General features: G+C 40.1%; 20 protein-coding genes. 10 read left to right on the top strand and 10 right to left on the bottom strand.

All coding sequences use genetic code 11. The features are described from left to right. Positions 1-66: 66 nt before the first annotated feature. From JK629_RS15345 to JK629_RS15305, 9 genes are all read left to right on the top strand, one after another. Complete coding sequence (locus tag JK629_RS15345) at positions 67-885, top strand: enoyl-ACP reductase FabI (RefSeq protein WP_202336474.1); 819 nt, start codon at positions 67-69, stop codon at positions 883-885. Between the two features lie 154 nt (positions 886-1039). Continuing rightward, a complete protein-coding gene (locus tag JK629_RS15340) occupies positions 1040-4444 on the top strand; it encodes a T9SS-dependent choice-of-anchor J family protein (RefSeq protein WP_202336473.1) in 3405 nt (1134 codons plus the stop codon). 248 nt (positions 4445-4692) lie between these two features. Beyond that, positions 4693-8472, top strand: coding sequence for a T9SS type A sorting domain-containing protein (locus JK629_RS15335; protein ID WP_202336472.1), 3780 nt, complete (start codon positions 4693-4695; stop codon positions 8470-8472). A 154-nt stretch (positions 8473-8626) separates the two neighbouring features. Continuing rightward, positions 8627-10351 (top strand): T9SS type A sorting domain-containing protein, encoded by a 1725-nt coding sequence (locus JK629_RS15330; protein WP_202336471.1) that lies wholly within the window; start codon positions 8627-8629, stop codon positions 10349-10351. 70 nt (positions 10352-10421) lie between these two features. After that, positions 10422-11423, top strand: a complete 1002-nt coding sequence (locus tag JK629_RS15325) for a glycosyltransferase (protein WP_202336470.1) — start codon at positions 10422-10424, stop codon at positions 11421-11423. 26 nt (positions 11424-11449) lie between these two features. Beyond that, on the top strand, positions 11450-12400 hold the full coding sequence (locus JK629_RS15320; protein WP_202336469.1) for a CdaR family protein: 951 nt from the start codon (positions 11450-11452) through the stop codon (positions 12398-12400). Positions 12401-12432: 32 nt separating this feature from the next. Further along, positions 12433-13008 carry a dephospho-CoA kinase gene (gene coaE, locus JK629_RS15315; RefSeq protein ID WP_202336468.1) on the top strand — a complete coding sequence of 192 codons (576 nt, stop codon included), beginning with the start codon at positions 12433-12435 and terminating at the stop codon, positions 13006-13008. Positions 13009-13093: 85 nt separating this feature from the next. Beyond that, a complete protein-coding gene (locus JK629_RS15310) occupies positions 13094-14653 on the top strand; it encodes a sensor histidine kinase (protein WP_202336467.1) in 1560 nt (519 codons plus the stop codon). Positions 14654-14657: 4 nt separating this feature from the next. Continuing rightward, a complete protein-coding gene (locus JK629_RS15305; RefSeq protein ID WP_202336466.1) occupies positions 14658-15374 on the top strand; it encodes a response regulator transcription factor in 717 nt (238 codons plus the stop codon). A gap of 38 nt (positions 15375-15412) precedes the next feature. Here the strand turns inward: JK629_RS15305 and miaA are convergent, their stop codons facing one another. The 7 genes from miaA to JK629_RS15270 are packed head-to-tail and all read right to left on the bottom strand — an operon-like array spanning position 15413 to position 22487. After that, on the bottom strand, positions 15413-16330 hold the full coding sequence (gene miaA / locus JK629_RS15300) for a tRNA (adenosine(37)-N6)-dimethylallyltransferase MiaA (RefSeq protein ID WP_202336465.1): 918 nt from the start codon (positions 16328-16330) through the stop codon (positions 15413-15415). Further along, a complete protein-coding gene (locus JK629_RS15295; RefSeq protein WP_225626061.1) occupies positions 16330-17196 on the bottom strand; it encodes an ion transporter in 867 nt (288 codons plus the stop codon). The genes miaA and JK629_RS15295 overlap by 1 nt, the downstream gene beginning before the upstream one ends. Positions 17197-17235: 39 nt before the next feature. After that, on the bottom strand, positions 17236-18615 hold the full coding sequence (locus JK629_RS15290; protein ID WP_202336464.1) for an exonuclease domain-containing protein: 1380 nt from the start codon (positions 18613-18615) through the stop codon (positions 17236-17238). Positions 18616-18642: 27 nt separating this feature from the next. Then, complete coding sequence (locus JK629_RS15285) at positions 18643-19302, bottom strand: YggS family pyridoxal phosphate-dependent enzyme (RefSeq protein ID WP_202336463.1); 660 nt, start codon at positions 19300-19302, stop codon at positions 18643-18645. A gap of 20 nt (positions 19303-19322) precedes the next feature. After that, positions 19323-20561 carry a DUF1015 domain-containing protein gene (locus tag JK629_RS15280; protein WP_202336462.1) on the bottom strand — a complete coding sequence of 413 codons (1239 nt, stop codon included), beginning with the start codon at positions 20559-20561 and terminating at the stop codon, positions 19323-19325. A gap of 46 nt (positions 20562-20607) precedes the next feature. After that, positions 20608-21498 (bottom strand): 3-hydroxybutyryl-CoA dehydrogenase, encoded by an 891-nt coding sequence (locus JK629_RS15275; RefSeq protein ID WP_202336461.1) that lies wholly within the window; start codon positions 21496-21498, stop codon positions 20608-20610. Positions 21499-21518: 20 nt separating this feature from the next. After that, positions 21519-22487 carry a Gfo/Idh/MocA family protein gene (locus JK629_RS15270; RefSeq protein ID WP_202336460.1) on the bottom strand — a complete coding sequence of 323 codons (969 nt, stop codon included), beginning with the start codon at positions 22485-22487 and terminating at the stop codon, positions 21519-21521. A 152-nt stretch (positions 22488-22639) separates the two neighbouring features. On the opposite strand from JK629_RS15270, the gene JK629_RS15265 reads away from it, so the two are divergent. Next, entirely contained in the window at positions 22640-23281 is a 642-nt protein-coding gene (locus JK629_RS15265; RefSeq protein ID WP_202336459.1) for a protein-L-isoaspartate(D-aspartate) O-methyltransferase, read from the top strand. Here the strand turns inward: JK629_RS15265 and JK629_RS15260 are convergent. The 3 genes from JK629_RS15260 to JK629_RS15250 are packed head-to-tail and all read right to left on the bottom strand — an operon-like array spanning position 23278 to position 24996. Next, positions 23278-23793, bottom strand: a complete 516-nt coding sequence (locus JK629_RS15260) for a GNAT family N-acetyltransferase (protein ID WP_202336458.1) — start codon at positions 23791-23793, stop codon at positions 23278-23280. The two genes, JK629_RS15265 and JK629_RS15260, sit on opposite strands and share 4 nt — an antisense overlap. A gap of 3 nt (positions 23794-23796) precedes the next feature. Then, positions 23797-24282 (bottom strand): hypothetical protein, encoded by a 486-nt coding sequence (locus tag JK629_RS15255; RefSeq protein ID WP_202336457.1) that lies wholly within the window; start codon positions 24280-24282, stop codon positions 23797-23799. Between the two features lie 3 nt (positions 24283-24285). Beyond that, positions 24286-24996, bottom strand: a complete 711-nt coding sequence (locus JK629_RS15250; protein WP_202336456.1) for a dienelactone hydrolase family protein — start codon at positions 24994-24996, stop codon at positions 24286-24288. Positions 24997-25062: the final 66 nt, after the last annotated feature.

Here is a 25062-nt window from a genome sequence, read left to right as displayed (position 1 = left end):
GTATCTTTACTTTTCAAAATTAAGATTGAAACTGAAAATCTATTCAACCATAAAATAAATTAAAACATGTCTTATAATTTACTTAAAGGAAAACGTGGAATCATCTTTGGGGCGCTGGACGAGAATTCAATTGCTTGGAAAACCGCAGAACGCGTTCACGAAGAAGGGGGAAAATTTGTACTTACCAATGCGCCCATTGCGCTGCGAATGGGACAAATAAAAGAACTTGCCGAAAAAACAAATTCTGAAGTGATTCCAGCGGATGCAACCAGTATCGACGATTTAGAGAATTTGGTAACAAAGGCAACCGAAATTCTAGGGGGCAAGCTGGATTTTGTGCTTCACTCCATTGGAATGTCTGTAAATGTTCGCAAAGGCAATCACTATACCAGCCAGAACTACGATTTTACACATAAAGGCTGGGATATTTCCGCAGTTTCTTTCCATAAAACTATGCAAGTACTTTACCAGAAAGATGCAATGAATGAATGGGGGAGTATTATAGCCCTTACTTATATGGCCTCACAGCGTGTTTTTCCAGATTATAATGATATGGCAGACAACAAAGCGTATTTGGAAAGTATTGCGCGCAGTTTTGGATATTTTTTCGGAAGAGATAAAAAAGTTCGCGTTAATACTATTTCGCAATCACCCACCCCAACTACAGCGGGACAAGGTGTAAAAGGTTTTGATGGCTTTATTAGCTACGCAGATAAAATGTCTCCGCTGGGCAACGCAACGGCTTTGGATTGTGCCAATTACACAGTTGCTATGTTTAGCGATTTGACAAAGCGGGTAACCCTTCAAAACCTATACAATGATGGTGGTTTTTCAAACATGGGGGTTAGTGACGCAGTAATGGAAGCCTTTGTAGGAAAAGAATAAATTTGTAATAAAAAATAGGAATATAAGATCCTTTTTTATCGGAAAGATAAAAAAGGATCTTTTTTATATGGAATGATTGGAAAGTATTTCAATAAATATTGGACATTAACATTTTTTTAGATACTTTTAGACTGTATTAACTAAATTATTATTTATGAAAAAATTTACACTATTAATTTTAGCTTTCTGTGGTGTTTTATCCACGACGGAAGCACAATTTATTCAACCCAGTCCTTCTGCCTATGGAGCACGAAGCGCAGGTGTTGAAAACCAACAACAGCCAAGAGCTTCCTTAGAAGAACTTTTGGCACGTCTTCAAAGCAATGGGAATAAAACTGGATTGGATTCCCAGCATTTTACACAAAGGGAGAGAGAGATTTTAGGAGCTCATTTTAGAGATCAAAATCAAGGGAATAGATCACCGCAAGCAACACTTTTAGAAGAAGGGTTTGATGACATAACCACCTTACCAGGAGCTGGGTATAGTCTAATAAACGTTAGTGATGCCCCTGGATTGACCGATTGGTTTCAAGGAAATGATCTAGTGTTTCCAGCACACGCTGGGGGACCCACATCATACATTGGTGCTAATTTCAATAACACAGCCGGAAGCGTTATTAACAATTTCTTGATAACCCCTGTGCTTTCGTTGGAAAATGGTGATGAAATTACCTTCTGGACCCGCACCACTACGGCCAGTACTTTTCCAGATAGATTGGAAGTGAGAATAGACCCAGACGGTTCTAATGTTGATCCATCTGGCCCTTCTAGCGTAGGTTCTTATACAGAATTATTGTTAGAGATCAATCCTACCTTGGTAACAGGGGTTTATCCAGATGTATGGACTGAATTTACCGTAACTGTTTCCGGACTTGCTGGGCCAACTGACACAAGAGTAGCTTTCAGATATTGGGTTACAGACGCAGGACCTGCTGGAAATAATTCAGATTATATTGGTATTGATTCATTAACGATTGAAGAAGGCGCTGGCGGTGGCGGTGGCGACCCCACCGTATATGCGGCTAACCTTAGAGCATCATGTGGACTTGACTTTGGAACATTCCCTCTGCCTGGTCCTTATAATCTTACACCTATTGCACCAAATAGTAGTTCTATTTATGGAGGCGATTTTGACGGGACAGGAACATTATATGCTTTTAACGGTACAACCTCAACCCTGTTGACTTTAGATCCAGGTACTGGAGCCGAAACTATAGTAGGTCCTATTACCGGATTACTTCCCGCTGAAACTCTAAGAGGAATGGCTTGGAATGAAGCTGATGGATCTATGTATATATTAGCAGGACAAGGTGAAGTAGGTTCTATTTACACCATTGATCTTACTACTGCCGCAGCAACACTTGTGGGAAGCAGCACCATTACTGGGTGGCTACCTATCTGGTTGGCGATTGACAATAATGGAAATGCATTTATGGCAGATATAGGGCTAGATAGTCTTTATTCAGTAGATTTAACTACTGGTACTGCAACATTAATAGGTGCATTGGGAATCAATATCAATTTTGCACAAGATGCAGATTTTGATCCAGATTCAAATACCCTATACATGGCAGCTTACGTTGGTGGTGGAGTAAACTTTTTTGCCTCTGTCGATACCACAACTGGAGTAGCTACAACATTGGGCTCTGTAAATTCTGACTGTGCTGAATTGGGATTGGTTGCAATCCAAGGTACAGGTGGAGGTGGAGGTGGTTGCTCTATTGTGAGTGACTGTAACTTAACTGATGTAACCCCTGATGATTCAACTAGTTCAGAAATTTGGGATAGACCTTTTGCTGATGGTACTTGCTGTTCAGGATTAGGCCCGGTTTCTTATGATGTGTATGGCCCATTTACAGTAGATGTAACAGGACTTTACACAATTGATAGTGATCAAGATGGTGGCGCTTGGGATGGTTTTATATTTTTATATGAAAATTGTTTTGATCCTTTAGATCCAACTACAAATTTTGTAGCTGCTGACGATGATGGACCGGGTGGAGTTGGAACTTCACAAATTTTGGATGTTAACCTTACCGCTGGTACTGAATATTATTTTATTACTACAGGTTTTGCTGCTGGAGATTTCGGTGCTTTTACCACTACTATTACTGGAGTAGGTACGGCTTCTTGCGGTGGTCCTGTAGTAACTTATGACGATTGTGCAGGTGCTATTGATCTTTCCTGCGGGGATAGCGTAGTAGGCGAGACGCTAACGGCCACGGATTCTGGCGGGAACGCCGCTCCTGACGTTTTCTACAAGTTCACCGGTGACGGTTCTGCGCAGTTGGTTACCATTTCGCTTTGCGCTGCCACGGATTATGATTCTGTGCTCCGTGTTTTCGACGACTGCGACCTTGCCAACGAGCTTGCCTTTAACGATGACTCTTGCGGGCTTCAGAGCGAGCTTACCTTTACCTCAGACGGGACCTCGACATATTACATTATGGTTGAGGGCTTCGGCAGCAACTCGGGCAACTTCAGCCTTGACGTCACCTGTGCCGAGCCGTTGCCTAATGACGACTGCAGCGGCGCGATAGCCTTGAGCTGTGGCGATTCAGTGGCCGGTACCACCGATGGCGCTACCGTCGACAACGGCGTGGCCCCTGATTGCGGCACAGCGGTTACCTCCCCCGGGGTATGGTACAGTCTTGACGACAACAGTGGCCTTCCCGGGACCATTACGCTCTCGCTTTGCAACGGTACGGATTACGATTCCAAGATATCTGTGTATACGGGCGACTGCGGCGCGCCGCCGCTTACCTGCGTTGACGGGAACGATGACTCTTGTGGCCTTCAGAGCGAGATTACCTTCAATAGTGACGGCAACACGAGCTACCTGATCCTGGTGCACGGCTTTGGCGGGGCTACGGGCAATTTCACCCTTGATGTTACCTGTACCCCAACCCCTCCTCCCAACGATATGATCGTGAACTCTATTGACGTTGACGAGGTAGGCTTCCCTTATACGGATCCCTCTGTGGCAATGCCTGCCGCCACTACGGAGAACGGCAATCCTGCGGGTTGCGACCTTACTGGGGCAAATGGGGTTTGGTATAACTTTGTGTCTGCCGGCGACGGTACGGCCAATGCGACGATCGTGACCCCTGGCGGTGCCAGTTCGGTTACTTTCTATACGGCTCCCAACGAGAATGCCTCGGAAACGGACCTTACCCTTGTGGGGCAGCAGAGCAACCAGTGTGGCCCGGGTACCTCCGCGTCCATATTTACGTTGGCCGGCCAGGCTTACTATGTGTTTGTGCTGAACTCAGGGGCTGTTACCGATATCGTTATAGACGGTACCAACCTTGGGGTGTCTGACAATGCCATTTCCGGTTTCAGCTATTATCCGAACCCTGCCCAGGGCGTGCTGAACCTGAAGAGCGTTGACAACATCGAGCAGGTCTCGCTTTACAACCTTCTCGGCCAGCGCGTGATGGACAGCCAGGTTGGCGCTGCGGAGGCTAGTCTGGACGTTTCCGGGCTGAGCACCGGCACCTACCTGATGAAGGTCACCGTGAACGGCCAGGTGGGCACCTATAAAGTGCTAAAGCAATAGCGTATAGGTCAACCTTGATTTTATGGAACCACCCGCATTTTGCGGGTGGTTTTTTTGTATACGATATTCAATGAATTTACTGAAAATTTTCTCAAAACTTTATTTATGCATATAAATTATCGCCATAGTGTTAATTTTATGTATTATTAGTAGAAAATGTAAAATCTTATTATCAAAAACTTTGATTTTTATTTTTTTTAGAATAGCTTTAATCCTCAAAATCAATTACTAACTAAACTAATATTATTATGAAAAAAATTACGATGTTAATTTTGCTCATGATCTGTGCTATAGGTTATAGTCAGACTGATGCAAAATCGGCAGCAGCTAAGGCTTCTGTCACTCCTCTGAAACAGCAAAAGGAGAATAAGGCTGTTCAACAAATGAAAAACGAATTTAAGTATGAAGGTTCGTCAGCAACAGATACCGGCTATAGGGCTTCAAATTATGTTCCTTTATTTGTAGCACCAGAACACAATGATAACTCTAATGACCAAGAAATTGCTCTTCCGGGAAGAAATGCAGCCGTCTTAATACAGCAAACGCAACCAATATTTAGAGCTTATGAAGCATTAACGGTTGCTGAAGAAGCAGAAATTTTTGCTGCAGAACAAGAAGCGCTAACTACAAACGTAGAATATAATCCCGAGATTCAGTATGTAAATTCACTTGCTGCAATCATACCTACAGCAGGGGCTACTGAAACTTTTGCGGTAGTTACAGGAGATTTTTTCTATGATCCAACCGATGGTGTTAACGGTGGGCCTGGAGGAAATTGTACTACAACCTCTTCAGGTGATCCAGGCGATTATCCTAACTGCGGTTGTACAACTACAACTACATTAACTGGAACCGGTCTTTCTGTAGAGTTTTTGTCATTTAATATTTTTGGAAATTTTGATGTGCTGAATATTTATGATGGGCCCGATACCAGCTCTCCCCAAATTTATGATAGTAACTTAAATGCTTCAACAGATACATTGGCAGGTATGATTGCAGCTAATGGCTCGGCGATTTTTAACTCCACTTCTGGAGCATTAACTTTTGAGTTTACTGCTACTACTGTAGTTAATACCTGTGGTTGGGAAGTTGAAGTACTTTCTGCGGGTGGCGGCGGAGGTGGTGTATGCGGAAATCCAATGCTGGAAATCAATCAGGATGTACAAGATACTTGTATGGCTAACATTTCTCAAACAGGCCTTGCGCAGTCCTATATTCCTCTTGAATCAGAAGCTGCGGGTGCAGGTATTAAATTTACTGCTGTATCTTCAGGCCTTGATGTGGAATTGTCTTTATGGGATGGTCTTCCAAATGCTGGCGGAACCATGCTTGCAAGTGGAATTACCCAAACCGATGGCACAGAATGGGCTGATGTGTTTTGGGATCCAGTAGTTAGCGTTACGGTGGGTACAACTTACTATATCGTTATTGATGGAGATATCACATTGCCTTGTATAGCAGGGTCTACAAACAATCCTTATCCCGATGGAAATGTATATGCAAATGCTGGTTATAATCCATTCCCAACTTTTGATTATACTTTTAGAACCTATAGCTGTGATGGCGGTGGCGGTGGAACTGCCTGTAGCGAATCCAATCCTTCAAACAATTTTGAAAATGGATTTACTTCATCAAATAATACTCCTCAAGTTATAGCTGCAGATATAACTGTACCTGCAGATACTGATTTTAACTTGGATGCTCTTCAGGCTAATTGGTTAGTTTTTGATGGTGAAGTAATTATCTCAGCAGATATTACTATATATAATGACCTAGGCGGACTTCCTGACCCTTCTTCTGTTGTCGCCACACTTACTGGGGTCGTTCCGACTTCCCAAGCTGTGATAGGTGATTTCCCTGCGAATTCTGCGCTTGATGCGTTAGAGTTAAATTTTGATATTTCGCCTGTAATGCTGAATGGGCAAAGCGGATCTCCTACTACATATTGGATAAGTATTTATGTTGACAATACTTCTGCAAATGGTTCTTTCTGGGAAAATAGTACTGCCTCAACAGTTGGTAATGATGGAGCTTTTTCTCCTGATGCGGGCGTAACTTGGGCAATAGCTTTACCTGGTTCCGATCAGGTTTATGAATTTTCTGGAATTTGCGAACCAATTGGTGGAGGCCCTACTTGTACAAGTACAGCCTATGACAGTACAGCTGTTCCTTTTGACATTGACGGAAGCGGTAATCAGACTGCCGATTGTGCAAATGCTCCAAACCTTATTCCCGTTACCGTAAGTGACGCGGGAACAATAGGTACAGATGCAATTCTTGAAAATATTACTATAGATATCGCACATACTTTTACTGCAGATCTTGACCTGTATCTAGTTTCTCCCAATGGAACGGAATTATTGTTGGCTAATGATCTTGGTGGTGGTATTGACGATGGTTACAACGGAACAATGTTTGAAGATGGTGGTGCCGACATTACATTGGCTACTGCTCCTTTCGGAGTTGGACCCTATGAGCCAATGGGCGGCACCTTTGCAGCCGCATTTGCCGGTGAAGATATCACGGGTGACTGGAACTTAAAGGTTTGTGATGACGCAGGTGGTGATACAGGACAAGTACTTCAGTTTTCAATGTCTATCTGTGTGCCTCCAGTTATTACAAATGACGATTGTTCTAATGCATATGATCTTTCCTGCGGGGATAGCGTAGTAGGCGAGACGCTAACGGCCACGGATTCTGGCGGGAACGCCGCTCCTGACGTTTTCTACAAGTTCACCGGTGACGGTTCTGCGCAGTTGGTTACCATTTCGCTTTGCGCTGCCACGGATTATGATTCTGTGCTCCGTGTTTTCGACGACTGCGACCTTGCCAACGAGCTTGCCTTTAACGATGACTCTTGCGGGCTTCAGAGCGAGCTTACCTTTACCTCAGACGGGACCTCGACATATTACATTATGGTTGAGGGCTTCGGCAGCAACTCGGGCAACTTCAGCCTTGACGTCACCTGTGCCGAGCCGTTGCCTAATGACGACTGCAGCGGCGCGATAGCCTTGAGCTGTGGCGATTCAGTGGCCGGTACCACCGATGGCGCTACCGTCGACAACGGCGTGGCCCCTGATTGCGGCACAGCGGTTACCTCCCCCGGGGTATGGTACAGTCTTGACGACAACAGTGGCCTTCCCGGGACCATTACGCTCTCGCTTTGCAACGGTACGGATTACGATTCCAAGATATCTGTGTATACGGGCGACTGCGGCGCGCCGCCGCTTACCTGCGTTGACGGGAACGATGACTCTTGTGGCCTTCAGAGCGAGATTACCTTCAATAGTGACGGCAACACGAGCTACCTGATCCTGGTGCACGGCTTTGGCGGGGCTACGGGCAATTTCACCCTTGATGTTACCTGTACCCCAACCCCTCCTCCCAACGATATGATCGTGAACTCTATTGACGTTGACGAGGTAGGCTTCCCTTATACGGATCCCTCTGTGGCAATGCCTGCCGCCACTACGGAGAACGGCAATCCTGCGGGTTGCGACCTTACTGGGGCAAATGGGGTTTGGTATAACTTTGTGTCTGCCGGCGACGGTACGGCCAATGCGACGATCGTGACCCCTGGCGGTGCCAGTTCGGTTACTTTCTATACGGCTCCCAACGAGAATGCCTCGGAAACGGACCTTACCCTTGTGGGGCAGCAGAGCAACCAGTGTGGCCCGGGTACCTCCGCGTCCATATTTACGTTGGCCGGCCAGGCTTACTATGTGTTTGTGCTGAACTCAGGGGCTGTTACCGATATCGTTATAGACGGTACCAACCTTGGGGTGTCTGACAATGCCATTTCCGGTTTCAGCTATTATCCGAACCCTGCCCAGGGCGTGCTGAACCTGAAGAGCGTTGACAACATCGAGCAGGTCTCGCTTTACAACCTTCTCGGCCAGCGCGTGATGGACAGCCAGGTTGGCGCTGCGGAGGCTAGTCTGGACGTTTCCGGGCTGAGCACCGGCACCTACCTGATGAAGGTCACCGTGAACGGCCAGGTGGGCACCTATAAAGTGCTAAAGCAATAGCGTATAGGTCAACCTTGATTTTATGGAACCACCCGCATTTTGCGGGTGGTTTTTTGTAGTATTACTCATACATTTAAAAAATTACTACTATATTCTTTGTCATTTCGTTTTTTAGTGATAGTTTTATGGAAGTTTAACTAAAAATTTTAATCAAATGAAAAAAATTACTTTACTACTAGCTTGTTTTATCGGGTCCGTGGGCTTGATTAATGCGCAAAGTTCATTTACAGGTGATGGTCTTACCCAAGAGCCAGCTGTAACAATTGAAAGTTTATTGACCCGTCTCCAAACTATTGGAAATGTTAGTGGAAACATTAACGAGTATTTTACTCCAGCTGAGCAGAGAATGTTAAATGTACACTTCAACGGTGTTGAGAATATTGCTCCAGTAGTTATAACACAAAGCAATACACAGAATATTGAGGCAGGAGCAGAAATAGCTTGTGCATCGCCAACTAGCTTCAGAAATAATAACGTTTTCCGTGCTTTTGACCTTGCCGGAGATTATGGTATTATGAACGGTTTGGATGTTACTGCTGTAGAGTTTGCAATTGGAACTATTTCAACCCCAACTGGGTTTCCAATTACGGCAAATATCTATTCAGCAACTCCAGGTGCATTTCCAGGTGGTACATTGACACTTCAGGGTACTGCAGTGTATAATGCCACTAATGCTGATGCCGCTACCATGATTACGCTTCCACTTACAGCTAATATTCCTCCAGGGGAGGCTATGGTTATGGAGCTTGTATTGGTAGATGATGGTACCGATACTAACTTTATGCGTTTTGGATGTAATAATGATGGTCAAACAGGACCAAGTTATATTCAAGCCCCTGATTGTGGTGCTGCTACACCTACTGACTTTGCCGCTTTAGGATTGACACAAGGTTTGGTTTGGAATGTACTTGGTGATGACGAGCCAGGTGGAGGCGGTGGCCCAGCTATGGCGTTTGGTATCAACAATACAGCAGCTTCTTTAGTGAGCTGGGATCCAGCAGATCCATCTGCATTGACTACTTTAGGAGCTTCTCCTGCTGCAGGTTTTGAAAATGCGGGAGCAATTGATCCTAACGATGAAGGAACAGCTTATGTATTAGACAATGGCGGGGCTTTCTACAGTGTTGATCTTGCAAGTGGTACTTATACTAGCTTAGGTACTATTGCTGGTCCAGGTACAGAAACTTGGGCGGGTGCCGAATTTGATCCATCAACAGGTGATTTATATGCAGTTTCAACAAATGTTACAACTTCATCATTGTCTTTAATTGATATTGCTGGAGTATCGTCAACACTTGTTGGCCCACTTACAGGAATGGCAGGAGCAATATCTCTTATCATTGACAATAATGGAGATGCTTATAGTCATGATATTGTAGATGATAACCTATACTTTATTGATTTAGCTACTGGTGCAGCTACTCCTGTTGGTCCACTTGGATTTAACGCTAACTTTGGTCAAGGTGGATGCTATGGAAATGGTAGTTATTATCTTTCTGCTTATAATGCAGACGCCGGTCAATCTCAGTGGAGAGAACTTGATGTTACTGATGGTAGTTCTACTTTAATTGGATTGTTTAACGGTGGTAGTGATCAAGTTGCCTGGTCTTCTGTAATAGGAGATACTCAAGGTGTTTCAGAAAATTCCTTAAAAGGTTTTTCTTACTATCCAAACCCAGCAAACGATGTAATTTCATTAAAAGCTGCTAACAGTATTGATTCTGTAGCTATCTATAACCTATTGGGTCAGCAAGTACTTAGCGCTAAAGTTGGTGCTACTACTTCAGACTTAAATATTGCTGGCTTAACCACTGGTACCTACATTATGAAGGTAACCGTTAATGGCCAGACTGGTACTTACAAAGTATTGAAAAACTAAATTTTCATAATTGATATGAAAAGCCATCTACGAAAGTAGATGGCTTTTTTTATTTGATTAAATTTGCGTGATGCAACGAAGTTATTCCTTTATAATTCCTGTTTTTAACCGCCCACAAGAAGTTAAGGAGCTTTTGGAAAGTTTTATGTACTTGGATTTTCATAAACATTATGAGATAGTTATAATAGAAGATGGTTCAACAGAAACCTCAGAAGGTGTAGTTAAAGAATTTTCTGAAAAACTTTCAATTTCATATTATTTTAAAAAAAATTCTGGTCCGGGAGATTCTCGAAATTTTGGAATGAAACACGCAAAAGGAAATTACTTTATTGTTCTAGATTCAGATTGTATTCTTCCGCCGCATTACCTATCAACTGTAGATGCGTTTTTGGAAAATAATTTTTTCCATTGTTATGGCGGGGCAGATGCGGCCCATCAAAATTTTACTCCTTTGCAGAAAGCTATAAATTATGCTATGACCTCCTTTTTTACTACTGGAGGAATTAGAGGAAGCGAAAAAAGTATTAATAATTTTGAGCCCAGAAGTTTTAATATGGGTATTTCAAAAGAAGCATTTGAAAAGACGGGAGGTTTTTCAAAAATTCATCCGGGAGAGGATCCTGATCTTTCCCAGCGCATATTAAAAAACGGCTTCCAAACAACCTTTCTTCCTAATGCTTTTGTGTACCACAAGCGAAGAATTTCTTGGAAAAAATATTACCTTCAGGTAAAGAAATTTGGATTAGTCCGCCCTATTTTAAATAAATGGCATCCTTCCGCAGCCAAATTCACTTATTGGTTTCCATCATTTTTTGTATTCTTTGTATTGTTTTCTGTTTTATTTTCTCTTTTTTTAAACTTATGGTTTAGTGTACCACTTCTATTATATTTAATTTTAATTTTAATAGATTCATCTTTAAAAAATAAGAGTTTTTACATAGGAATACTTTCAGTAAAAGCTGTTTTCGTACAATTTTTTGGATATGGTATTGCCTTCATCAAATCCAGCTTTTTAATGAACTTTCTAAAGAAAGATCCACAGAAACAATTTCCCTTTTTATTTTTTAAGTAAATTTAATGGCATTCAAAATAGCTACTATGGCAAAAGGATTCATGAAAAGCAGTAAAAATTTAAAAGTAAAGCGGTTTTTTTTCTTTTTGTTTGTCGCGGCCATTTTTTGGATTTTGACAAAGTTTAGCAGGGAATTTACCACTAGCATGGTTGCTAAAATTCAATATGAAAACATCCCAGAGACGACCGCCCTGGCTGATAAAAACTTACGGAATATTACCTTTGATCTTACCGCTAATGGTTTTGAAATTTTATTTTATAAGTTCAAAAAACCTACTATTGATATACAGGTAAGTAAATTTTATGATAAAGAAAAAGATCATTTTATTATTACAAAAAATGAGTTGACCCGTATGGTTTCTTCCAATTTTAATAGAAACTTGGCTATAAAAAACATCTCTGTTGAAGCACTGAAGGTTGCACTGGACCCCATCGTGCTAAAGAAAGTTCGCGTGCTGCCCAAATCCAAAATCACCTTTAAGGATGGCTTTAAGCCGATTGATAGTCTAAAAATAAAGCCAGATTCCGTGATTATTTCTGGCCCTGCGGGTAGCCTCAAAAATATTAATGCTATTCCAACCGAAATGATTTCACTTGAAAATATAGAAAAGGATATTTCAAAAACTGTAAAATTATATGACAATAACACAGCCATTGTTTCTGTTAAACCTAACAAAGTCTTAGTGAGCCTAAGGGTGGCAGAATTTTCACAAGGAAGTTTTACTCTCCCGGTTGAAGTAATCAACCTACCTCCCGATTTGGAAATAAAACTGGTGCCGGCTTCCGTAACTGTTACGTATGATGTTTCAGTAAATGATTTTTCGGAAATTTCAAAGGAAAACTTTAGGGTTATATGTGATTATTCAAAAAGAAACAAAACGGAAAATTTTATGCTCCCTACCTTGGATAAAATGCCGCCCAATATTCGCAATGTAGTTTTTGAACCAAAAAAAATTGACTTCTTTATTTTCAAATAATCAGCTTTTATAGCTTCATAAATAGAGCAAAGATGAAAATTGTGGGTCTTACTGGCGGAATAGGAAGTGGGAAAACTACTGTGGCAAAAATGTTTTCTGAGCTGGACGTGCCCGTTTATATAGCTGATGTTGAAGCCAAAAAACTGACCAATACATCCAAAGTCATTCGGCGAAAATTAATCAAATTGCTTGGAGAAGAAGCATATTCTGAGGATGGGCTAAATCGTATCTATGTTGCAAATAAGATATTTAACGATAAAAATTTATTAAATGCAGTAAATGAGATAATCCATCCAAAGGTTGCAGCCCATTTTAAAAAATGGGTTGCAAAACAAAATGCGGATTATGTAATAAAGGAAGCGGCCATTCTTTTTGAAAATGGAGGCTATAAAGATTGTGATACCGTTATACTTGTTACAGCTCCAAAATCTGTAAGGATTAAACGAATTATGGCACGTGATAAAGCATCAAAATCCGAAATAGAGCAACGTATAAACAACCAATGGAGTGATGCAAAAAAAGAAAAATTAGCAGATATTATAATTGAAAATATAGATTTAAGTGCAACAAAAAAAAGAGTTGCAGAGATACACAAAACTCTTCGTTAAAAACCAGATATAAAGTATTTCTTTCTTTTGTTAACATTTGGTTAAATGGGCGAGTGGCTAAATGTTAAAATCTTACTTTTGGAGTATGAACAAAAAGCTATTCGTATTGCTTATAGCGCTCATGAGCCTCTCATTATTGGGAATAGTTTTCGTTCAGGGGTACTGGATATCAAATGCCTACCGAACAAAAGCAGAACAGTTCACCATAAATTCCAAACAGGTTCTTATATCGGTTGCAAAGGAAATCCAACTTAGGGAGAATGAGGCTTATTATCAAGTATATAGTGCGTATGTAGATAGCATACAAATACCGGATACCGAAAGTTTTACCGAGTTGGCTTATAGAATCCAAAACAACACGACGAATGAGACATATATTTTTACCGATGGAATTTTAGAACAAGATTATAAGCTCTCTTCAGGACTTTTTGATTCTGAAATGGATAGTATTCAGTTTAGGAAACTTACAAGCAGAAAAACAAAGACCAAAGTTTCTGAGGGAATTGACGGCATAGCCATACCAGAAACACGGGTTGAGTCTTTTTCAAGAATGAAGGATTACGAACGGAAACAGTTTGAGGATTTTGTATCCAATGTGACTGCGATGGTGCCCATCTATAAAAGGGTAAATGAAAAAGAGGTATCAGAACTGATTGAAAAGGAATTAAATGAAAGGGGACTAAAGTCTAAATTTGAGTTTGCAATTTACAGCAACAATCTTGAGACTAAAGTACGTTCAAAGAATTTTAAATATGACGAAGGAAGTACTTATATAGTTCCGCTATTTGTAAACGAGGACAAAAACAATTATGAACTGTACGTAAGTTTTTCAGAAAAGGGAAAACTTGTACTAAATAGTATTTTAGGGATGGCTATACTTTCGCTCGTGTTTACGGCAGTAATTATTTTAGCATATTCCAGTGCAATTTCACAGATATACAAACAACGACAAATTTCACAGATCAAGAGTGACTTTATAAACAATATGACCCACGAGTTTAAAACACCCATAGCCACTATTAATTTGGCATTGGACTCACTAAAGAATCCAAAAGTAAAGGACAACCGGGAGTTTTTGGATCGTTATTTGGGAATGATCCGGGATGAAAATAGAAGAATGAATGCTCAAGTTGAAAATGTACTTCGAATTTCAAAACTTGAAAAAAACGAATTGGATTTGCCAAAGGAGCGTTTGAACCTGCAAGATATTGTTGAAGACGCCATTTCACATGTCAGTCTTATTGTAGAAGATAGGGGAGGCTATATAAACACACACTATGGAGCTCTCAAATCAACAGTTCTCGCAAATGAGTCACACTTAAGTAACGTGATAGTAAACATACTTGATAATGCAATAAAATATTCGGAAGAAGCACCCAAGATAGATGTTTATTCAGAAAATGTAAAAAACAGTATTATCTTGAAAATACGAGATCAGGGAATGGGTATGAGTAAACCTGTTCAGAAAAAAATATTTGAAAAATTTTACAGAGAACATACCGGTGACATTCACAATGTGAAAGGTCACGGCCTTGGCCTAGCCTATGTAAAACGTATCTTGGATGACCATGATGCCGAAATTTACGTAGAGAGTGAAAAAGGAAAAGGCAGCACTTTTATTATAAAACTACACTTAATATCTTAAAATTATGGACACAGAAAACAAAAAAATCCTTCTTGTTGAAGACGATCCCAACTTTGGAACAGTATTAAAAGATTACCTCGCCATGAACGATTATAACGTGACACACGCTAAAAATGGGATGGAAGGTTTTGAAAAATTTAAAAAAGACGATTTCGATCTTTGCATTCTAGATGTAATGATGCCTTATAAAGACGGTTTCACACTGGCAAAAGAGATTCGTGAAAAAAACGAGGATGTGCCAATTATTTTTCTTACCGCAAAGGCGATGAAAGAAGATGTATTGAAAGGTTATAAAGTAGGAGCTGACGATTACTTGAACAAACCCTTTGACAGCGAAGTGCTTTTGATGAAAATTAAAGCCATAATTCAAAGAAAAGCCACAGACTCTATTGCAGACAGTAAGCAATTTGAATTTCAGGTGGGCAATTTCCATTTAAATTCCAAACTTCGCTTTTTAACTTACAATAAAGAAACCCCAATAAAATTATCCCCAAAAGAAAACGAATTGTTACGTCTTTTGGCACTTCACAAGAATGATTTGATGCCACGTGAGTTGGCACTTACCAAAATTTGGAGAGATGATAACTACTTTACTTCTAGAAGTATGGACGTTTACATTGCAAAACTACGAAAGTACCTAAGCAAGGACGATGGCGTTGAAATTATCAACATCCACGGCGAAGGATTTCGTTTGGTAGTAAAGGACGAAGTTGACAATTAGTATTTTTCTTATATTAAGATAAGTGTAAAAAAACGCCTTTAAAGGGCGTTTTTTTCTTTTATGAAATTGATAATTTTCGTCGGGTCAGTTTCAAAATTAAACCAATGGATTGCTTCATTTTTTCTAAACCAGGTGGTTTGACGCTTTGCAAACCGACGGGTGTTTTTTTTAATTTCTGAAATGCTTTCTTCCAAGGAGATTTTATCTTCAAAATAATCAAATAGTTCCCGATAGCCCACCGTTTGCAGCGCATTTTTTTCTTTATGTGGTAAAAGTGCTTTGGCTTCCTCGATTAGGCCATCCTCAATCATCTTATCCACCCGCTGATTTATACGTTCGTAGATAGTCTCCCTTTTGGCAGTCAACCCTATAAAAAGTGTTTCAAAATTTCTATTGGGCGTTTTCTCATTTATAAAAGTTGAATATGGTTTTCCCGTAGCCCGATATATTTCCAAAGCTCTTATTAAGCGATGAGGGTTATTAATATCAACTTTTTTAAAATAGAGAGGATCTACTTTCTTTAATTCATTTTGAAGTGCTTCAATTCCTTCGTTATTTAACTTAGATTTAAGTTGTAGTCGTATTTGCGATGGCACCTGCGGAAAATCATCCAAACCTTTTACAACCGCATCTACATACAAGCCCGATCCGCCAACCAATATTGCAATATTCTTTTTGCTGAAATAATGATCTAAGAAGGTGATGGCCTCTCTCTCAAAGTCACCCACCGAATAATCCTCAAAAATACTTTTGTTCTGAATAAAGTGGTGCGTGGCCGACTTCAGTTCCTCTTTTGAAGGCACGGCTGTGCCTATATTCATTTCCTTAAAAACTTGGCGCGAATCTGCTGAAATAATTTCGGCACCGAAGGCATTTGCAAGTTTTATTGCCAAGGAGGTTTTGCCTATGGCCGTTGCACCCACTACACAGATAAGCAATGGTTTTTTTAAAGACATTATGTTTCTATGTGGTTTTTGGGATTTAATTCTTCACCACATTTATGGCAATATTTTGCATCGTCCCTATGTTTTTGGGCTCCACAGTGAAGGCAAGCTTGTGTGTTAACGTGTATGTAATTTTCTCCTAATACATCCTGTTGGTCCATTTTTTTGGTGTATTCAGCACTGACGATTCCAGTGGGGACGGCAATAATACCATAACCCAAAATCATAATGACCGTTGCCAGTAATTGCCCCAAAGGAGTTACGGGAGCAATATCGCCAAAACCTACTGTGGTAAGAGTTACAATACACCAGTATACACTAATTGGGATGCTTTTGAAACCGTTTTCAGGTCCTTCTATAATGTACATTAATGTACCTGCGATTACTGCAATTACAAGTACTGCAAATAAAAAAACCAAAATTTTCGCTCTACTACTTATTAATGCCTTACGTAGCTTAGTGGCTTCGCCTATATAACGGGCTAATTTTAAAATCCTGAAAACCCTCAACAGCCTTAAAGCCCTTACGGATAATAAAAAGCTGCTCCCGGCAAAGAGAAAAGAAAGGTAGAGCGGAATGGTTGATAGAAAATCTATAATTCCATAAAAACTAAAGATGTATGCACGTGGTTTTTTTACTGTAATTATGCGTGCAACATATTCTATAGTGAAGAATATAGTGATGATCCACTCGCCAATGTAAAGTATTTCATGGTATTTCGCGTCTATTTCGCGAACGCTTTCCAGCATAACCAGCACGATGCTCAGTAAAATAAGGAAGAGCAGCACAACATCAAAAAGTTTTCCCATAGGCGTGTCTGCTTCATAGATAATTTCGTGAAGCCTGTAACGCCAGGATTTTTTATTGGTTGGTTTCAAATTTAAAATTTGGAATGTCTAAAAATAAGCAACTTTATCTTAACTAACCTTATCGGAGGGAAGCTTTACTGTTTTAAGAACTTTGTTTTTACGAAGGTAATTTTGAATAATATGCTGCACATTTCGATTATTTTGCATAGGGTTGATAATAGATTTTAAGATTTCAGGATTGTTTATTTGATGGTTCAAATTATAAAACCCATAGCCTTTGTAACTTCCATTTTCAATTAAAATGACTGAACGCTCTTCAATATCGCGACCCCGGTCTATAATGAGCATGTTTTGATTTTCAAAACTATTCTTTTCTAAAAAAGCCTTTACGCGGTTGTTATATTCAGCTACTGGTTCCTTGCCTATGCAAGCACCATAGCACTCTTTTAATTTATAGTTGAAACAGGTTTTTCCACTTGTTTGCAGCCCGGTCAATTTTTGGCAAAATTGGTTAGCTTCCGTTATTTTGAAAAGCGATGACTTTGCTTGTTGATAGTTGCTGAAAGTTGTAATGGCCATTTTTCTGCCATCCGCTTTTTCAATTTTTAAATTTATATAACCTGCCGCATCTACAAAAGAAGTGAGTTGATGGCTAAAAAGCGTTTGCCTGAGCGACCTATTATACTTGGGTTTGGTCTGTTTTATTTCTTCACACTCTTTAAGAAGCGAAATAAGTTCGTTGCCTGTTTTTTCAAAAGTTACCGATTTTACTTCCGCCTGAATTTTTTTGGATTTTCTGTTATCACTCGTAAAATGTTGTGTCAGCCTTTTTTTAATATTCTTGCTTTTTCCAATATAAATAACCTTCCCATCATCATTGTGCATATAATAAACCCCCATTTCAGAAGGAGTGTTTTCAATAATATCAAGCAATTTGGGCTCAATGAGGCGCTTTGGATCCTTTTGAAGGGTTTCGGTGATTATTTCTTTGGAAGTGTCTTTTGCAAGCAACATTTTAAATAGTGCCACCGTAGCTTTAGCATCGCCCTGTGCACGGTGACGGTCGCTGAGCGGAATTCCTAAGGAGCGCACTAACTTTCCCAGACTGTAGGAGGGCATATCTGGCATCAATTTCTTTGCGAGTTCAACGGTGCAGAGCGTTTCCCGTTCAAATTGGTAGCCCAATCGGTCAAACTCTGTGGTGAGAATTCTATTATCGAAAAGTGCATTGTGAGCTACCATTATACAATCTTCTGTTATCTCGATAATCCGTTTTGCAACTTCATAAAATTTTGGAGCTTGCCGTAGCATTTCATTGTTTATACCCGTAAGGTTTACTACAAAAGGCTGAATAGGCCTTTCGGGATTTACCAAGCTTGAAAACTGGTCCACAATTTTGTGGCCGTCAAATTTGTAAATCGCAATTTCGGTGATTCCTTCCTCGTTGTATTTTCCGCCCGTTGTCTCTATATCTAAAATTGCGTACATCAAAAAATTTGTATTCTCTATTTTTTATTAATTATAGTTTCTTTCCCCAAAAATGGCACTTCCCACCCGTATCATATTGCTTCCGTTTGCAATTGCTATTTTATAATCTCCACTCATTCCCATGCTTAAAATTCTGAATTCGGAATTCTGGGCTTTGAACTGGTCATATATTTTTTTCAATGTCTGAAATTCTTCAGAAACCTGCTTTTCATCATCTGTAAAGGTTGCCATCCCCATCAAGCCAATAACTTTTATATTTTGAAACTTTTTGAAATCTTCGGAAGCAAGGAGGGAAGCGGCATCTTCTTCGTCCATTCCAAATTTACTGTCTTCCTTGGCTATTTTTATTTGTAGTAAACATGAAATTACCCTTTCGTTTTTCTTTGCTTCCTTGTTTATTTCCTTTAAAAGCTTGAAGCTGTCCACCGCGTGAATTAAACTCACAAACGGTGCCATATATTTTACTTTGTTGCGCTGCACATGGCCAATCATATGCCATTGCACATCCTTTGGCATCTCCTGCCATTTGGCTTCCATTTCTTGGATTTTGTTCTCTCCAAAAACACGTTGTCCCGCATTGTAGGCTTCCATCAAATCGCTGACGGGCTTCGTTTTGGAAACTGCCACGAGGGTAACATTTTTGGGTAATTCTGAATTAAACTTCTTTAAATTTTCTGCAATCGTCATTTATCTTTTCCTTTAAATTCTTAAAATTCAAAAACCGTCACCCCGCTTCTTAGTTTTGGTTCAATATAGGTGCTTTTTGGAGGCATCTTTAAGCCTTCGTCGGCAATCATCTTCATTTCTTGCGTGGTGATGGGCAATAACCCAAAACCGACCGCAAAAGTTCCGGAATCCACAGCCGTCTTTACATAAGCCAAATCTTTTTTGCCGTGGGAGTATTCTATGCGTTGATCGTTGCGCAAATCTTCAATGCCCAAAAGCGGTTTCAAAATAGTTACATATAAAATTTGCGTATCCAATGCATCCAATGCATTGTTGATTTCATATTTGCTTTTACGAAGGTAAAGCGAATAAAATTCGCCGTCCAAATACATACTGAAATGATGCTTTTTGGAAGGTTTGTAATATTCCATTCCCCGATTTTCTATGCGGAAATATTCATCGAGTTTTATTAAAAACTCTTCCTTCTTCAATCCGTTTAAATCTTTTACCAAACGGTTGAATTCATAAATTTTTAAATCGCTTTCAGGAATTAGAAAGCTCATAAAAAAATTATAGGGCTCATCGCCGGTATGATTTGGGTTTTCTTCTTTCAGATCCTTCGCCAATAAATAGGAGGACGCGGAGCGGTGGTGACCATCAGCAATATAAAGCGCGGGCATTTCACCATAAATTTGCTGGATTTTTTTCAGCAGCATTTCATCATCCACATTCCAGAGGTAATGTGTGTCGCGATAGGTAGTGGTAAATTCATACTCTGCCCGGCTTTGCATTACCTCTTCAATTATAGCTTCCAGCTTTAAATTATCGGGATAGGTAAGAAGTACCGCTTCGGCGTTGAAGCCTACTGTTTTAAGGTATTCCTTAAAGATTATTTCACGAAATTCCAGCGTGTCCTCGTGTTTTTTGATAACATCATCCTCATAATCCTGTACACTTGCTGCACCTACAATTCCATTGAATTCAAGTCCATCGCGGTTAACAATTTTATAAATGTAGAATGAGGGATTTTTGTCCTGAATAAAAATTTCATCTTCCTTAAATTCCTGATAGCGGTTGCGAACCAAGCCGTAGCGCTCTTCCCCCGAGATTTCCTTTTGATATTTATAACCCGGGTTTACAATGTGTAAAAATGAAAAAGGATTATCCCGCAAACGCGACTCCACCTGTGCTGCCGTGTAACTGTCATACGATCGTGCAGCAAGCAGGCTCACTTTGTCACGCGTAGGGCGGACGGCTTTAAAGGGGATAATTTTTGCCATTTCTATTTCGTGTTCAGTGGAAGTTGCTGGGTACAGCCATCAATAATTACTTTGTAAACATTTTTGCAACATCCTCTGCCTTTCTGTTTTGGCTGTAATCATAAAACCCTTCGCCGCTTTTGGCACCCAATTTTCCTGCCATTACCATATTGACCAACAATGGGCAAGGGGCGTATTTAGGATTCTTAAATCCTTCGTACATTACTTTTAAAATAGAAAGACAAACATCCAAGCCAATAAAATCTGCTAAAGCCAGAGGGCCCATTGGGTGCGCCATCCCTAGCATCATTACTGTATCAATTTCTTTCACGCCAGCCACGCCGTTATAAAGTGTTTCAACAGCTTCATTTATCATGGGCATCAAAATACGGTTTGCCACAAAGCCAGGGTAATCATTAACTTCAACGGGAACTTTGTTTAATTTTTTTGAAAGCTCTTCCACCATTTTGAAAGTTTCTTCGCTGGTGCTGTAACCTTTAATAATCTCAACCAATTTCATAATCGGCACCGGGTTCATAAAGTGCATTCCTATAACCATTTCGGGGCGCGACGTTACTGAGGCAATCTGCGTAATTGAAATAGACGAAGTATTGCTAGCAAGAATGGTATCATCTGGACAGAACTTGTCCAAATCGCGAAAAATTTTCAACTTCAGGTCCACATTTTCCGTTGCGGCTTCCACCACAAGACTTGCATATTCCACGCCTTCCTCAAGATTGGTGTAGGTGGTTATGTTTTTAAGGGTTCGTTGCTTATCGGCTTCAGTAATGGTTTCCTTTGCAACCATTCTGTCCAAATTTTTGGTGATGGTCGCTATTCCTTTATCAAGTGATGCTTGGTGAAGATCAATTAATTGTACTTTATAATCAAACTGTGCGAAGGTGTGGGCTATTCCATTGCCCATGGTTCCTGCTCCTATTACTGCTACGTTTTTCATTAAAATGAACTTTATATTATTTATATTTTTTTGAAATTTTCAATTATCAACATGGCAACCCGAAGCGCCTCAGTACCCTGTTTAAGCGAAACCTCTGGAGTTCTATCGGCTTTTATGGCTTCATAAAAGCTTTCCAGCTCGTCTAGAATGGCATTGTTGGCTTCGATTTTTGGGTTTTCGAAATAGATTTGTTTTTTGATTCCTTCGGCATTGGTCAAAACCATTGCGAAATCGTCTATTTCTTTTGGAGCATCCTTCATTTTCACCACCTCGCATTTCTTCTCCAGAAAGTCTACGGAAATATAGGCATCGCGCTGAAAGAAACGTGCCTTGCGCATTTTCTTTAAGGAAATACGACTCGCGGTAAGGTTTGCTACACAGCCGTTTTCAAATTCAATACGTGCGTTGGCAATATCCGGCGTTTCGCTTATTACCGAAACTCCACTTGCGCTTACTGCTTTTACAGGGCTTTTCACAACGCTCAAAATGGCGTCAATGTCGTGAATCATCAAATCCAAAACTACCGATACATCTGTTCCTCGAGGATTGAACTCTGCCAAACGGTGCGTTTCAATAAACATGGGGTTGTTTATTTTATCTTTTATAGCCTGAAATGCTGGGTTGAATCTCTCTACCTGGCCCACTTGCCCGCGTACTTTCATCTCCTTGGCCAAATCGCGTATTTGTTCCGCTTCGGCAACGGTCTGTGTTATGGGTTTTTCAATAAAAAGATGCTTTCCGGCCTTCAATACTTTTTCGGCACACTCAAAATGGGTGCTAGTGGGTGTTACTACAACCACCATGTCACAAGCATTTATAAGACTTTCCATAGATGGAAAGCTCTTGTAACCAAATTCAGTTTCTATTTGTTCCGAAGCTTCTTTGCTGGCATCGTAGAAACCCACAAGCTCATATTTTGTGGATTGTTGCAGCAATTTCAAATGTATTTTTCCTAAGTGCCCGGCACCCAGAACTCCCGCTTTTAGCATTGGCGTGTGTTTTTCACAAATGTAAGGGTTTCGGGGGAAAGTTTAAAAGTTTATGGGTTTAGAGTTTGTAAGTTATTAATTCATATTTATACAATTGTAAATTGTGCTTATTTATCAAATTTGGTTACTTTGTGGTTTAAAAGAAATAAGCCGTGAAAGATACATTTACACACCAAGGAATGCGTAAAAGATTGGTCGAAACCCTTAAAAGAAAAGGGATTGTCGATAAAAATGTTTTACAAGCTATTGGCAAGATTCCACGGCATCTTTTTATGGATTCGGGGTTTGTGGACCATGCGTATGTGGACAAGGCATTCCCGATTGCTGCTGACCAAACCATTTCACAACCATATACCGTAGCCCGCCAAACAGAGCTTTTGAATGTGAAGAAAGGCGATAAAATTCTGGAAATAGGAACAGGAAGCGGCTATCAAGCTGCAGTGCTTTTGGAAATAGGCGCAACCCTTTATACTATTGAACGGCAAAACGAACTTTTCAAAAAGACGAAATTGTTTCTTCCAAAACTTGGATACAAACCCAAACGCATGATTTTTGGAGATGGTTATATTGGGCTGGAGGAAGAAGCTCCTTTTGATGGAATTATTGTAACAGCCGGCGCGCCATTTGTTCCAAATCCGTTGTTGGCTCAATTAAAAGTTGGTGGAAGATTGGTGATTCCCGTAGGTGAAAATGTGCAAATAATGACCGTGTTTTTACGTAAATCGGATACTGAATTTCAGAAGGAAACTTACGGAGAGTTCCGTTTTGTACCGCTTTTGGAAGATAAAAACTAACGGTTTAGATAATACACTTCATTGTTTTGGTTTTCAGGATCTTTAATACCTTGTCTTGGAATAAATCCATGTATTTTTAGCAGCTTTTTTGAAGGAATATTCCTATAATCCGTGTAGGCTTCGATGGTTTCAAAACTTCTTTGGTTGAAAGCGAAATCCAAAACGGCTTTTAGGGCTTCGCTCATAATTCCTTTGCCTTGAAATTTTGGATCGAGGTCGTAACCTACCTCTGCCTTTTTCTTGTCTTCTGAAAAATTCCAGAGGCAAATTGAGCCAATCAAGATATCAGATTCTTTGGTGGTTATTCCCCAAGCGATGGCTTTGTCTGTTTTTAGATTTGAGTCCAATCTTTCAATGTGTGCTTTTGCGGTTTCCAAAGTTTGGGGCTCCCGTTTTATGTATTTGTTTATTGTTTGGTCGGAACGCAAAAAGTGAACCCTATCCAAATCGCTAGGGACTACTTTTCGCAGGTTTAATCTTTCAGTTAGTATAATCGGGAAGGGGATTGCCATTTTTTAATATCTGCTGTTTATTTCTTGTGCGATGTTCCTCATTTTATCTAGGGAAACTTTCAGAACGGTGTCTATGTGTTGCTGTCCATTTGAAAAATTGAGTAAAGCTAAGTTATCTGTTTTATCTTCAGTAGGAACTGCAACAACTTCAATATTTTCTGTTGATATGGTTTGTTTACCATCTTTAAAGAAACGGTAGTCAGCTTCATAGAGGATTTTATCCTTTTCAAATATTATTATTTCGCGTCCGAAGGTGTTCCATAGGATAATACGCAATAAATAAAATCCTATTCCCCAGAATAAAAAGAAAGAAAGAACAATTCCAATGTGTGGGCCCTTCCTTTCGGAAATTAAAAAATAGGTCGCCGCTATAGGTATCAATATGCAGATAAGCAAAATTACAGTTAGGGTGGCCCTTATGAGAAGCGGGCTTTTATTTGCTTTGATGAGTAATTGGTTGTAATTGATTTCAGCTTGATTATATTTCATCCGTCAATTTAAAAATTTAATCAATTCCTCAAAGGATTCGGCTGCGGCTTCTTCATTGTATTTCAAAAGATAATGTTTTTTGCTGATGAAGGGTATGTAGCGATAATACTTTCCTTTTTCTAGGCTTTCCACATCATAACCGTGGTAAGCATCATCGTACACTTGAATAGTTGCGTTTTCGGCCACCATATGCTTCAAAATATCGTCAACCTTAACGATTTTATCCTTTCCGCCGGTCATTACAAGCACTGGAACTTTTGGCTTTAGCTGTATTTCATAACCATTTGCGGGATAAAACATTGCTATTTTTTTAATATTAAGCCGTTCAAGTTCTGAAGCATTATTTGCAAGCGGAATTAAACCGAGGCCCGCGCGCGACCAGCCCACAATACTTCCTTCAGAATTTGGATCAATTTTTCCTTTCTGTTTTGCCCATTTCAAGGCTTCTTCCAACGTCCACAGAATTTGGGCGGGCTCTTCTTCATCCACATCTCTTTTGGATGCTTTGTAGGCTGCAACATTATCAACCAATAAAACCGAAATGCCCTCAGCATTTAGCTTTTTCGCAACATCATAATAATGGGTGGTATCCTTAAAAATCCTTAAGCCTCCAGTTCCGGGTAGAAATACGGCCCATTTGGAAGCGTCGTAATCCTGTGCTTTTTGAAAATGGAAAAAGTCGGTCATTACTGCATCTTTAGGCACTTTCTGCATTGGGATACAGCTTGTGAATAGCAAGCAGACAAGTAAAATTTTAAATATATTTTTCATAGTAATTTT

Source organism: Aequorivita iocasae (genome assembly GCF_016757735.1).
In the GTDB taxonomy this organism is placed as follows: Bacteria; Bacteroidota; Bacteroidia; order Flavobacteriales; family Flavobacteriaceae; genus Aequorivita; species Aequorivita iocasae.
Note: the sequence above shows the minus strand (reverse complement) of the source record. Positions and strands in the feature narration are given on the sequence as shown.